The organism is Quyinboa sediminis (genome assembly GCF_042219855.1).
In the GTDB taxonomy this organism is placed as follows: domain Bacteria; phylum Bacteroidota; class Bacteroidia; order Bacteroidales; family UBA5342; genus JBHJHP01.
In genome coordinates this window covers 1,193,124-1,205,692 of sequence record NZ_JBHJHP010000001.1, presented here as the reverse complement: position 1 = coordinate 1,205,692, position 12,569 = coordinate 1,193,124, and the positions used below count along the sequence as shown (strand labels likewise).

Annotated in this window: 10 protein-coding genes; 8 read left to right on the top strand and 2 right to left on the bottom strand. The window is 41.4% G+C overall.

The genetic code is table 11. From position 1 onward, the window contains the following. Positions 1-17 precede the first annotated feature (17 nt). Positions 18-1,418 (bottom strand): tRNA uridine-5-carboxymethylaminomethyl(34) synthesis GTPase MnmE, encoded by a 1,401-nt coding sequence (mnmE, locus tag ACE1EF_RS05000; RefSeq protein ID WP_375719523.1) that lies wholly within the window; start codon positions 1,416-1,418, stop codon positions 18-20. Between the two features lie 470 nt (positions 1,419-1,888). Between mnmE and ACE1EF_RS04995 the strand changes: the two genes are divergently transcribed. The 5 genes from ACE1EF_RS04995 to uvrA all read left to right on the top strand — a co-directional run bounded on the left by ACE1EF_RS04995 (position 1,889) and on the right by uvrA (position 9,161). Further along, positions 1,889-2,149 carry a hypothetical protein gene (locus ACE1EF_RS04995; protein WP_375719522.1) on the top strand — a complete coding sequence of 87 codons (261 nt, stop codon included), beginning with the start codon at positions 1,889-1,891 and terminating at the stop codon, positions 2,147-2,149. Then, positions 2,133-2,372: a T9SS type A sorting domain-containing protein gene (locus ACE1EF_RS04990; RefSeq protein ID WP_375719521.1), complete on the top strand. Its 240-nt coding sequence runs from the start codon at positions 2,133-2,135 to the stop codon at positions 2,370-2,372. Before ACE1EF_RS04995 ends, ACE1EF_RS04990 begins: the two co-directional genes overlap by 17 nt. A gap of 155 nt (positions 2,373-2,527) precedes the next feature. Beyond that, entirely contained in the window at positions 2,528-5,185 is a 2,658-nt protein-coding gene (gene leuS, locus ACE1EF_RS04985; protein ID WP_375719520.1) for a leucine--tRNA ligase, read from the top strand. A gap of 124 nt (positions 5,186-5,309) precedes the next feature. Continuing rightward, the gene (locus tag ACE1EF_RS04980) at positions 5,310-6,284 is read left to right on the top strand and encodes a lytic transglycosylase domain-containing protein (protein ID WP_375719519.1); all 975 of its coding nucleotides are present in this window, start codon (positions 5,310-5,312) and stop codon (positions 6,282-6,284) included. Next, positions 6,285-9,161, top strand: coding sequence for an excinuclease ABC subunit UvrA (uvrA, locus tag ACE1EF_RS04975; RefSeq protein WP_375719518.1), 2,877 nt, complete (start codon positions 6,285-6,287; stop codon positions 9,159-9,161). Here the strand turns inward: uvrA and ACE1EF_RS04970 are convergent. Then, positions 9,146-9,811, bottom strand: a complete 666-nt coding sequence (locus ACE1EF_RS04970; RefSeq protein WP_375719517.1) for a CBS domain-containing protein — start codon at positions 9,809-9,811, stop codon at positions 9,146-9,148. The two genes, uvrA and ACE1EF_RS04970, sit on opposite strands and share 16 nt — an antisense overlap. 167 nt (positions 9,812-9,978) lie before the next feature. On the opposite strand from ACE1EF_RS04970, the gene ACE1EF_RS04965 reads away from it, so the two are divergent. The 3 genes from ACE1EF_RS04965 to ACE1EF_RS04955 all read left to right on the top strand — a co-directional run bounded on the left by ACE1EF_RS04965 (position 9,979) and on the right by ACE1EF_RS04955 (position 12,569). Next, positions 9,979-10,923, top strand: coding sequence for a transcription antitermination protein NusB (locus ACE1EF_RS04965; RefSeq protein ID WP_375719516.1), 945 nt, complete (start codon positions 9,979-9,981; stop codon positions 10,921-10,923). Positions 10,924-10,976: 53 nt separating this feature from the next. Beyond that, on the top strand, positions 10,977-11,300 hold the full coding sequence (yajC, locus tag ACE1EF_RS04960; protein ID WP_375719515.1) for a preprotein translocase subunit YajC: 324 nt from the start codon (positions 10,977-10,979) through the stop codon (positions 11,298-11,300). 243 nt (positions 11,301-11,543) lie between these two features. Beyond that, entirely contained in the window at positions 11,544-12,569 is a 1,026-nt protein-coding gene (locus tag ACE1EF_RS04955; protein WP_375719514.1) for a CdaR family protein, read from the top strand.

Below are 12,569 nucleotides of genomic sequence, written 5' to 3'. Positions count from 1 at the left end.
TGTTTATTCAACGGCTATCACTTTCCGATACAGAAATGCGCAAAGATATAGCCCAGCATATCGTCCGTTGAGATTTGTCCCGTTATTTCACCCAGATAATGCATGCATTCCCTGATATCCTGTGCAAGAAAGTCGCCGGAAATGCCTGAATCCAGTCCGTCTTCTACGCGCTTGATAGCCTTAAGCGATTTTTTCAGAATTTCGTAATGGCGCAGGTTAGTCACAATCAATTCATTGGAATCTATCTTCTCAAGAGAAACTGTTTCCAGCAGTAACTTTTCAAGCTTGTCAATGTTGGTTTTGTATTTAGCCGAAATCAATACGATGTTCTCATTCTCATTCAGCGGAATATCATTCATGATAGACTGCATTTCTTCGGAGGAGATGGCGTCGATCTTATTGCCTACAATTATCAGACGCTGGTGGCGGATTTTTTCACGGACCTGATGCAGCATTTCTTCAATGCGTGACAGACGTTGTCTGGAATCGATCAGAAGTAATACGATCCGGGCCTGCTCAAGTTTGCGATAGGTGCGTTCAATACCAAGGTTTTCAATCGTGTCTTCTGTGTTGCGGATACCGGCAGTATCAATAAAGCGAAACTGTACACCTTTTATGTTGGCCAGATCTTCAATGACATCACGTGTAGTGCCGTGGATCTCAGATACTATGGCCTTATCTTCATTCAGAAAGGTATTGAGCAGGGTAGACTTTCCTACATTGGTTTCACCTACTATGGCCACAGGGATCCCGTTTTTAATGGCATTTCCAAGCTGAAAGCTGTCTGCCAGACCTGATATATGATTTTGAATTACATCTGCCAGTTGCCTCAGTTCTGCGCGGTCCGCAAATTCAACATCTTCCTCTGCAAAGTCAAGCTCCAGTTCCACAAGAGATCCGAAACGTAGTAATTCATTTCTCAGTTTGGTCAGTTCTTCTGCAAAACCACCGCGCATCTGATGCATGGCCAGTTTATGTGCAGCCCTTGATGATGAAGCAATAAGATCGGCTACGGCTTCAGCCTGCGAAAGATCCATTTTCCCATTCAGAAAGGCGCGTTGTGTAAATTCACCGGGACGTGCCATTTCTGCACCGTTTTTTAACAATAATTCAAGGATTTGTTGCTGAATATACAGGGAGCCGTGGCAGGATATTTCAATACTGTCCTCACCGGTGTATGATTTTGGACTTTTAAATACCGAGACCAGAACCTCGTCAATAATGTTGCCTTTACTGTCCGTAATATCTCCAAAATGAATGGTAGAATGCTTCTGTTCCGACAGATGCCTGCCTGATGCACTTTTAAATACCTTATCCGCAATGGTAAAAGCCTGGTTGCCTGATAGTCTGATGGTCGCTATTGCACCACTTCCGTGAGCAGTGGCTATGGCACATATGGTGTTGTCAAAAAGCTGCATCTCTCTTTTTTTACAAAAATAGTCATTCTATTCCGGATAATAATGGAAGTATGCCGGCTTGATGAATTCTCATATGAAATGCCGAAAACTTTATAAGGAAGTTTAAGTTTTTGATGATTAAGACGTTGGAAATTCCTTTAAAGTTTTAATTAACTTAATAATAGGAAGGATTTTAGTGTGATTAATATTTAATTAATATAAAATATACTTAAATAATTTTTATGAATGCGTTGTATAGCCTTTATCCCGGTAACGTAAAAATATTTATTTGCGTATAATAACAGTTCTTAATTATTTTTATATCCGCAATATATTGATAATTAAACATATACATTCTTATTGTGTATTTAGTGTTGTTTTATTGTAAAAAATTAGCGTATTAAAAGTTAATAAAACGTTAAAAATATTTTGAAATAAGTAAAATATAACATATCTTTGACCTATAATAATAATTAATCCACCACTCTGAGATGAAAAATGATATTAAAATATATCCTGCAATAGCAAGAGCTAACGAAAAGTTATCTTTGGCGGGAAATATTAAATATTTGGTTCATAATATCGATGAATATGGTAATTTAACAAATTGTTTAACCGATGAACCGAGTTCTCATCTCCTGAATGTAAATAAACTGAGCGATGGTGTTTTTTTAGTGAATGTGACTAGTATGATGAGCGTTGTACGCGTAGAGGAACCACATAAATCGCAAAGCTATGATCGAAGACGTTAGTGTATATCCCACCACGACGAAGGGGGAAGTATCGATTTCATTATCAGGAAATATAAAGTATATGGTTCACATATACGATATTACGGGAAACCTTGTGACATCTTTAAATGATGTTTCCGGTTTTCAGCAGTTGTATCTCGACAACCTGCACAGTGGACTGTATATTGTGACCATAACCAGTATGATGGGGGTAAAAAAAGTTGTAAAGGTGATTAAAGAGTGATTAACGTAGAAAGGTTTTTAATTAGTGATTGAGAAGCCCTGCATTGCAGGGCTTTTTTTGTTTTTATATTGTACCGATAATAAAATAGTATCATTCGCCTATGTCCTAAAGATTCATTAATTTTGCGCTCTTTAATAATTTAGCGCACAAACGTGATGGAATACAATTTTACCGAGCTGGAAAAAAAATGGCAGGCTTACTGGGAGAAGCACAAAACATTCAGTACGCCTGATGATTATACTAAGGAAAAATACTATATCCTGGATATGTTTCCCTACCCGTCGGGTGCAGGATTACATGTAGGACATCCTGAAGGCTATACGGCTACCGATATCATTTCCCGTTACAAAAGGATGAAGGGTTTAAATGTTTTACATCCCATGGGATGGGATGCTTTTGGATTGCCTGCCGAACAGTATGCTATTCAAACCGGAACACATCCTTCTGTGACTACAAAGAAAAACTGTGATAACTTTCGTCGCCAGATTAAGTCCCTTGGATTAAGCTATGACTGGGATCGTGAAATAAATACCACCGATCCTGCTTATTTCAAATGGACACAATGGATTTTTATTCAGTTGTATAATACCTGGTTTGATGATGAGCAGCAGAAAGGGCGTCCTGTATCCGAGCTTGTCATACCTGAGCAGGTTAAATCCGAAGGTAAGGAAGCTGTGGATGCGTACATCTCGAAAAAACGTCTGGCGTATTACGATAACGCGCAGGTGTGGTATTGTAATCACTGCAAAACTGTTTGTGCCAATGAAGAGGTTCTGAATGACGGATCGCACGAAAAATGCGGTACCAAAGAAGTTGTACGTAAAAATTTAAAGCAGTGGATGCTACGTATTCCGCATTATGCTGAACGCTTGTTACAGGGACTGGAGCAACTCGACTGGCCTGAAGGTGTTAAGGATATGCAACGCAACTGGATCGGTAAATCCCTGGGTGCAGAAGTTGATTTTCAACTTGAAGGCCTGCAAAGCAAGCTGAGGGTATATACAACACGTCCTGATACATTATTCGGTGCTACCTACATGGTTGTGGCTCCGGAGCATGAATTGCTGGATCAGATAACTTCTGAAGAACAGCGGGAGGAAGTTGGAGCTTATGTAAAGGCGGCTGCTTTGAAATCGGATCTTGACAGAACAGAACTGGCTAAGGAAAAGACCGGTGTGTTTACCGGCAGGTATGCTGTGAATCCGGTAAATGGAAACCGAATACCGGTATGGGTTGCGGATTATGTACTGATGGGTTATGGAACCGGTGCGATTATGGCCGTTCCTGCTCATGATACGCGGGACTTTGAGTTTGCAAGGAAATTCGATATACCCGTGGTATGTATACTTGATCCGGGTGAAACTGTATCCAACAGGGGCGAAATTCTGAACGGAGACTTTTGCTGGACGGAGGACGGCGAATACATCAACTCGGCTAACCCTGAGAATGGTTTAAACATTAACGGATTAAATAAAAAAGATGGTATTCGCACAGTAACATCCTGGCTCGAATCAAACGGACTTGGTAAAGGTGCGGTCAATTATAAACTGCGTGACTGGCTGTTTAGCCGTCAACGGTATTGGGGTGAGCCATTTCCCGTGATTCACTGGGAAGATGGTGAGGTGTCTGTCCTGAATACGGAAGAGTTGCCGCTGCAGCTTCCTGAGGTTGAAAAATATCAGCCGGGCGATGGTGGTGAGTCTCCGTTATCCAATGCCGGCGAATGGTTACATGTGACAGATGAAAATGGTCGTAAAGGCCGCCGTGAAACGAATACTATGCCGCAATGGGCCGGATCTTGCTGGTACTATTTACGGTATATTGATCCGAAAAATGATGAGGCTCCGTTCGATAAAGTAAAGGAAAATTACTGGATGCCCGTTGACCTCTATGTCGGTGGTGCCGAGCATGCCGTGCTTCACCTGCTTTACAGCAGATTCTGGCATAAGGTTCTGTTTGATCTGGGTGTGGTTTCGACGGATGAACCCTTTAAAAAACTTTATAACCAGGGGATGATTCTGGCTTTTGCCTATGAGACACAGGCCGGATCTAAGGTAACATCAGACCTCGTTGAAGAACGGGATGGTAAGTTTTACCATACTGAAACGGGAGAGGAGTTGAACCAGATTGTGGCTAAGATGTCCAAATCACTGAAAAATGTCGTTAATCCTGATGATGTGGTTCAGAATTATGGCGCCGACAGCCTTCGCCTGTACGAGATGTTCATGGGACCGCTGGATGCAACCAAACCATGGTCGGAACAGGGCGTAAAAGGTGTGTTTAACTTTCTTGGCAGGGTGCACCGTTTTTTTGCGGATACTGATAATATCCGCGAAGGAGAGGAAGATGCGGAGGTACTGAAGGGGCTGCACCAGACCATTAAGAAAGTGGCATCTGATATTGAAAATATGAAGTTCAATACAGCAATTTCGCAGTTAATGGTTTTCACGAATCTGGTCTATAAAAAGAAGACTGTTACCAAAGACACTGCAAGGACTTTTGCACTGGTTCTGTCTCCGTATGCACCACATTTAGCTGAAGAGTTATGGCAGATGTACGGAGGAAAGGAGAGTCTGGCTTATGAATCCTGGCCGGAGGTAAACGAAGCCTATCTGGTTGAAAACACCTATGAATATCCGGTATCCTTTAACGGTAAAATGCGTTTTACCATCGAATTTCCTCTGGATGAGGATAAAGAAGTGATGGAGAAAACGGTACTTGAGCATGAGAAGGCACAGAAATGGACAGAGGGAAAACAGGTGCTGAAAGTAATCATTGTGCCAAAGAAAATTATAAACATCGTTGTCAGGTAAAATAATAAAAAGCCCAATTGTTAAAATCGGGCTTTTTTAATAATTATTTAAAACAATATTCAGGAGACGCCGTTTATTTCTATAAATTTGTGCGAAGCATAGTAGTTTTAAACGTTTTGGGGATATGAAGAAGAAAATTTGGACACTGTTTGCAGTAATCAATATAGTTTTAGTCTACCTGGTTTTTTCATCGTGGGTAAAGAGTGAGGGGAGTGACTCGGAAACCGCTGTTCAGCAGGTTATTCCGTACCAGATTAAGGGAATAGATATCCCGGATCAAATGACATTTGCCGGGGAACAGGTGCCGGTTGAGCGGATTGATGTGCGTGAACGTCTGGATCGTGAATTGTTAAGTAATTCTTACTTCCATTCCAATACCTTGCTTTTAATCAAACGTGCCAACCGTTACTTTCCTATGTTGGATACAATATTGAGAAGTGAGGGTGTACCTGCTGATTTTAAATACCTGGCTTTAATTGAAAGTTCTCTCGATCCGCGGGCAATATCCCCGATGGGTGCGGTCGGGATATGGCAGTTTCTTAAATCCACAGGCAAGGATTATGGCCTGGAGGTGGATAATGAAATAGATGAGCGCTACCATATTGAGAAAAGTACACGTGCTGCCTGTGAATATTTTAAAAAGGCATATGAAAAATATGGCTCCTGGACACTGGTTGCGGCATCTTATAACATCGGTCAGCGCAGAATATCTGAAGAGCTGAGCCGTCAGAAAGTGGATAATTATTATGATCTGTTGCTGGTGGACGAAACAAGCAGGTATGTATTCAGAATTCTTGCCATTAAAGAAATATTTAAAGATCCGGTGGCTTATGGTTTTAATCTGAAACGGGAAGACCTGTACCCTGTAGTGAAAATGCGGAAGGTTGTCCTGAATTCTTCGGTTTCTGATTTTGGGTTGTTTGCCAGGGAACACGATATTTCATACGGTATATTAAAGGAGTTTAATCCCTGGTTAAGGGATAGTTTCCTTACGAACAGTCATAACAGGACCTATGTCATCGATATCCCTGTTAAATCTTACCTTACTTTCAACAAACGACATATTGAAGTCTACCAGCAAAATTGGGTGGTTAAATAAATGCAGGATAACAAAGCGCACATAGAACATATTTCCGCAGATGGTACGGAACAGATAAACGTGTATGGTGCCAGAAGTCATAATCTGAAAAATATTGATATTTCCATTCCGCGGAACAAGCTGACTGTAATTACCGGATTGAGTGGTAGCGGTAAATCATCTCTGGCTTTCGATACCATTTTTGCAGAGGGACAGAGAAGGTATATAGAAACGTTTTCGGCGTATGCCAGAAGTTTTCTGGGGAACCTGGAACGGCCGGATGTGGATAAAATTACAGGGCTGAGTCCTGTGATCTCCATTGAACAGAAGACCACCAGTAAGAATCCGCGGTCAACCGTTGGAACAACAACAGAACTGTACGACTTTATCCGTTTACTTTACGCAAGAGCAGGTGAAGCGTATTCGTATGTCACAGGTGAGAAGATGGTGAAATATTCCGATGAAAAGATTATTAACCTTATCACCGAAAATTACAGCAATAAGCGGATAAGTATTCTCGCTCCGCTTGTAAAGGGACGTAAAGGGCATTATAAAGAACTTTTTGAGAATATTATCCGGAAGGGTTATCTGTATGTTCGTATTGATGGTGAGGTAAAAGAGGTATCGCATGGTATGCGCGTTGATCGCTATAAGATTCACGACATAGAGGTTGTTATTGACCGTATACAGGTTGGCGAAAAGGAAGATAAACGACTTAGGGAATCAGTGAAACTGGCCATGCAGATGGGGAAAGGAAATTGCATGATCCTTGAAAAAGAGAGTAATGCTGTACGCTATTTCAGTCGTCACCTGATGTGTCCCACCTCTGGTATTTCATACGACGAACCAGCGCCACACAGCTTTTCGTTTAATTCACCCCACGGTTATTGTCCCCGTTGTAAAGGACTGGGAGTGGTGAATCAGATTGATTTTTCCCGCATCATTCCCGATGATAAGCTGAGCATTCATGCCGGTGGAATTGTTCCCTTAGGAAAATATCGCAACTCCATCGTATTCTGGCAACTGGAAGCACTGGGGGAAAAGTATGGTTTTACCTTAAAAACGCCGCTTAAGAATATTCCGGAAGAAGCACTGGATGAAATTTTTAACGGGACGGATCAACCCATAAGGCTAAAGAATACTCCGCTTGGTATGTCGTCGAGTTATGCGGTTAATTTCGACGGGATCATAAAATACATAGAAGCACAGCAGGATTCAAAAACATCAAAAAAAGCACAGAAATGGGCGGACCAGTTTATCAAAACAGTTGCATGTGATGAATGCAAGGGTGGTCGGCTTAAGAAGGAATCGTTGTGGTTCAGAATACATGATAAAAATATTGCCGATTTGTCCAATCTAGACATTAAACAGCTTGCAGAATGGTTCGACAGCCTGGAACCGCATTTGTCTGATCGTCAGAAGGCCATTGCGGCAGAAATATTAAAGGAGATCCGGACCCGTATACGCTTTTTACTCGATGTGGGGCTGGATTATCTTTCATTGAACCGTAGCTCAATGAGTTTGTCGGGTGGTGAAAGTCAGCGGATCAGACTGGCCACGCAGATCGGTTCTCAACTGGTGAATGTATTGTATATTCTGGATGAGCCATCCATCGGCCTTCACCCGCGGGATAACCGGAAGCTGATCAAATCACTTTCGGATCTCAGGGATACAGGTAATTCTGTGATCGTAGTGGAACATGACAAGGAGATGATGATGTCTGCTGATTATATCGTTGATCTGGGGCCCCATGCCGGACGTCATGGTGGTGAAATTGTGGCATTTGGTTCACCCGAAGAGATACTGAATTCCAAAACACTGACTGCCGCCTATCTTACAAACGAAAAGCAGATAGAAATTCCTCCAAAACGCAGAGAAGGTAACGGGAAGCAGATCGTGATAACCGGAGCAGAAGGGCATAATCTGAAAAAGATTGATGTTGCTTTTCCGTTGGGACAGATGATATGTGTAACCGGAGTATCCGGAAGTGGAAAATCTACCCTGGTTAATGAAACCTTGCATCCGGCTTTGAGTCAGCTGTTTTATAAGTCGGTAAAAGATCCGTTGAAACATAAAGCGATCGTCGGAACCGAACATATCGATAAAGTGGTTGATGTGGATCAGTCACCCATTGGTCGTACGCCCCGCTCAAACCCTGCAACATATACCGGCCTTTTTGGAGATATCCGCAATGTGTTTCAGGAGTTGCCGGAATCTAAGATCAGGGGATATAAAGCCGGAAGGTTTTCATTTAATGTAGCCGGTGGCCGCTGTGAAACCTGCGGAGGCAATGGCTATAAAACCATTGAAATGAATTTTCTGCCGGATGTTCTGGTGCCGTGTGAAGACTGTCATGGCAAACGGTACAACACCGAAACACTGGAAGTCAGGTATAAGGGCAAATCCATCTCCGATGTGCTGGATATGACCATTAACCAGGCTGTAGAGTTTTTTGAAAGCATACCCAAAATTCAGCATAAGCTCAGTGTATTGCAGAAAGTTGGTCTGGGTTATCTGACCCTGGGGCAACCATCCACCACTCTTTCAGGGGGCGAGGCACAACGGGTTAAACTGGCTACCGAACTGGCCAAAAAAGATACAGGAAAAACGCTCTATATTCTAGATGAACCCACAACAGGTCTCCATTTTGAAGATATTCGTGTGTTGCTCAGGGTTCTTAATCTGTTGGTTGATAAAGGGAATACTGTGATCGTGATTGAACACAATATGGATGTGATTAAAGCAGCTGACCATATTATTGATATCGGACCTGAAGGTGGAAATGCCGGAGGTAAGGTGATGTGCACCGGAACCCCTGAGGAAGTGGCAAAACATAAAAAAAGCTATACCGCTAAATTTATTCGTGAGGAGTTAAACGGACATCAGGTATCAAGGTAACGCATCAGTGAGTCATACCTGTCCTGAATAAGACTGTCCAGTTTGCCTTCGTTCATATACCAGGTCTTAATGTTATAGTTATAGCGTTCAAATGCTTTAAGGATAGAACTCAGATCTTCCCTGTTGATTTTTAACGTAAGTTTAAAAATATTGTTTACCTGGCAGTGATGCAGGTAAGAACTCAGTATCTTGGCATTCTCATCCTCAATGACCCGGGCAATCTCTGCCATAGAAAACTTCATGTCACGAAACTCAAGAACGACAATTCCACCAGGCCCGCCTGTTGCCAGCAGATCAGCAAACATTCTGACCAGATCGCGCAGGGTAATGGCCCCGATATATTGTTCTTCATTATTCAGAACCGGTAGAATAGTAAGATCAAATTGTGAGAAGACCGATATAATCTCGTAGATATGAGTGTTGGCATTCACAAATACCTTACCAACGGAAAGATTGTGATTGCCAATAGGTTCTTCCGGTTTACTCAGACTGTAAATATCTTCGTCAGATACCACGCCAAGTAATACATCTGTGTTTACAACAGGGAGATGTGATACCCGGTAGAGCTCCATCAGGTTCAGTGCATTTTCTCCTGTGTCTGAAGTTTTTATGACCGGAATGTTATCGGTTATCAGATCAATTGCTTCCATAATGCTCAAAATTCTACACTAAATTAATAAAATCATCATAGAAAATATCGCTTTTCGACAGGTCTTTTAGCGGAATAAAATGATAAAAATGTGATTTTCGGTCTTGTGTGCTTGGAAAATTGAAGTAAATTTGCAGCGATTAATAACATTAGTTCTTTTATAATATTATGATTAACAGGAGGTTGTTGCGTATCAAGGTTGTCCAGGTGTTGTATGCATATTATCAGTCTGAGGACAAATCGATAGCAGATGCCGAAAAAGAGTTGTTGTTCAGCATTGATAAAACACACGAGTTGTATTACTATTTCCTGCAACTTATTATCGAAATCACCATCTACGCTGAACGGAAAATAGAACAGAACAGGTCGAAGAAACTTCCTTCACATGAAGACCTGAATCCGAATACCAATTTCATAGATAATAAATTTGTCAATCAGCTCAGGGAGAATGAAACATTTACCCGTTTCATCAATACCAAAAAACTGTCGTGGGTTAACTATCCTGAACTGATAAAAAACCTGTTTCATGAAATCAGGGAAAGTGAGTATTACAATGATTTCATGGCATTGAAGGAACCATCTTACGAAGACGATAAAACCCTTTGGGTAAAACTGTTTAAGAAAATAATTACAGACAGTGAAGAGCTGGGGAACGCCCTTGAGGAGATCAGTATTTACTGGAATGATGATGCTGAGCTGATTCTGAGTATGGTGCAGAAGACCATCAAGAAATTTGACCCTGCCAAAGGTAATCGTCAGGAGCTGCTGCCAATATTTAAGGATCTTGAAGATCTGGATTACGTTAAGATTCTGCTTCGTCAGGCGATATTAAACGCCAAAGATTACCAGGAAGATATCAGCAATACCGTTCAGAACTGGGATGTGGACAGACTGGCTTTTATGGACATGCTAATCATGCAGGTAAGTATTGCCGAAGCAGTGGAGTTTTCAAATATACCGGTAAAGGTTAGCATTAACGAGTTTATCGAAATATCAAAAATGTACAGCACCCACAAGAGCAGTGTTTTCATTAACGGGGTGCTGGATAAGATCATAAAGTCTTACATCAGCACAGGAAAGATAAAAAAGACAGGCAGGGGTTTGATGGAATAAAATATATACTACCTTTGCAGAAATTAAAAGAAATCAAATAAATTAAACTGATTATGACTCAATTAGGGATTTTTCTCCAGACAGGTGGTGCCTCCGGAGCAGCCGGGAATCCAATGAGCGGCATCTTCATGATGGTACTCGTTTTCGTTGTATTATACTTTTTCATGATCCGTCCTCAGATGAAACGTCAGAAAGAGGTGAAGAAATTTCGTGAAGCCATGAAAGTAGGTGACAAAATTGTTACGGCCGGTGGACTGCATGGTAAAATAAAAGATATGAAAGACACTTCAGTTGTAGTTGAAATTGCTGAAGGTGTTAAGGTTACTGTAGAAAAAGCTTCTGTATTTCAGACTGGTGCTGATATGGCACAACGGTAAGCGCACGATAAAATACTTGGAAAGGCATCCGTCATCAGAAGGATGCCTTTTTTTACGCCTGTAAACATATATTTTTTGAAGCTTAAGCACTAAAGTTAAAGATACAGCTGAATAGCATTTCGAAAATGAAACCCGCCTAAAAACTTTGTGTGGTTTAAAACCAGCAGTTGCAACTATGAAGGCTTTCTATGATAATAAGGTCTGAATGATAAAAATTGCTATTTTTGAACAACGATTTACATCATGACAACTACCAGGGATATATTGGCTCAAATAAACAGTTTTTTTAAAAAGTTTGCTGAACGGTTCAGGCATTTCAGGCTTAAGCGGGATTACCTGGTATTCATGGCCTTTTTTGTGTTGTCTTTTATTTTTTGGTTGTTGAAATCATTAAGTAAACCTTATGACACGGATATTGATTTTGCGGTGAGGTTTACCAATAAACCCCGCGGTGTAATCTTCGAAAAACAGCTGCCTTCTTCGATAACGTTAAGCGTTCATGACGCAGGATTTCAGTTGCTGCAGAATATGCTGACCCCAAATATTAAATCACTGACCATAAACCTGGATAATGTGATCAGCCGAAAGGACCGAAAGTTATCAAACGGACACTATTTTGTGTTGACCAGGGATTATGAGAGTCAGATAGAACATGCCCTTGCATCCACTACACAACTGAAGTCTATACATCCTGATACCCTGCATATCATTTTCAGTAATCAGGTTAGAAAAAAAGTGCCGGTGCGGCTTCTGGCCAATGTAACGCCGGGACGGCAGCGTCTTATATCCGGTAATATTACGTTTACACCCGACTCGGTTTCCATTTTCGGGGCAGGCCGTATTGTGGATACGATTGAGGCGGTCTATACCAATTATCAGGATTTTAAAAATTTACAGGATACCTTGCGCCGGAATATTGGATTAAAGGATATTGATGGTGTTGAAATAGCTGATAAACGAGTTAATGTGGAAATTCCAGTGGAAATGTTCACCGAGAAAGTACTCGATGTACCAGTACTGGCAAAAGATTTTCCGGATTCACTGCGGTTGAGGACCTTTCCGTCCAATGTGAAAATATCCTTCTTTGTCGGAATTAGCCACTTCCCGAGTGTCACAGAAAAGGATTTTGAGGTATTTATTGATTATCCTTCCGTAGAGGGTAAGGTTTCCGGTAATGTCCCCCTTTCGTACTCTACAGATCAAAACTGGATAACAAATGTTCGCCTGATACCGGAAAAAATTGATTACCTTTTGGAACTAAAACAATAG

Excerpts from the sequence above, each read along its gene's own strand:
- yajC (WP_375719515.1), top strand. The coding sequence starts at position 10,977 with ATGACTCAATTAGGGATTTTTCTCCAGACAGGTGGTGCCTCCGGAGCA.
- uvrA (WP_375719518.1), top strand. The coding sequence starts at position 6,285 with ATGCAGGATAACAAAGCGCACATAGAACATATTTCCGCAGATGGTACG.
- ACE1EF_RS04980 (WP_375719519.1), top strand. The coding sequence starts at position 5,310 with ATGAAGAAGAAAATTTGGACACTGTTTGCAGTAATCAATATAGTTTTA.
- ACE1EF_RS04990 (WP_375719521.1), top strand. The coding sequence starts at position 2,133 with ATGATCGAAGACGTTAGTGTATATCCCACCACGACGAAGGGGGAAGTA.
- ACE1EF_RS04965 (WP_375719516.1), top strand. The coding sequence starts at position 9,979 with ATGATTAACAGGAGGTTGTTGCGTATCAAGGTTGTCCAGGTGTTGTAT.
- ACE1EF_RS04955 (WP_375719514.1), top strand. The coding sequence starts at position 11,544 with ATGACAACTACCAGGGATATATTGGCTCAAATAAACAGTTTTTTTAAA.
- ACE1EF_RS04995 (WP_375719522.1), top strand. The coding sequence starts at position 1,889 with ATGAAAAATGATATTAAAATATATCCTGCAATAGCAAGAGCTAACGAA.
- mnmE (WP_375719523.1), bottom strand. The coding sequence starts at position 1,418 with ATGCAGCTTTTTGACAACACCATATGTGCCATAGCCACTGCTCACGGA.
- ACE1EF_RS04970 (WP_375719517.1), bottom strand. The coding sequence starts at position 9,811 with ATGGAAGCAATTGATCTGATAACCGATAACATTCCGGTCATAAAAACT.
- leuS (WP_375719520.1), top strand. The coding sequence starts at position 2,528 with ATGGAATACAATTTTACCGAGCTGGAAAAAAAATGGCAGGCTTACTGG.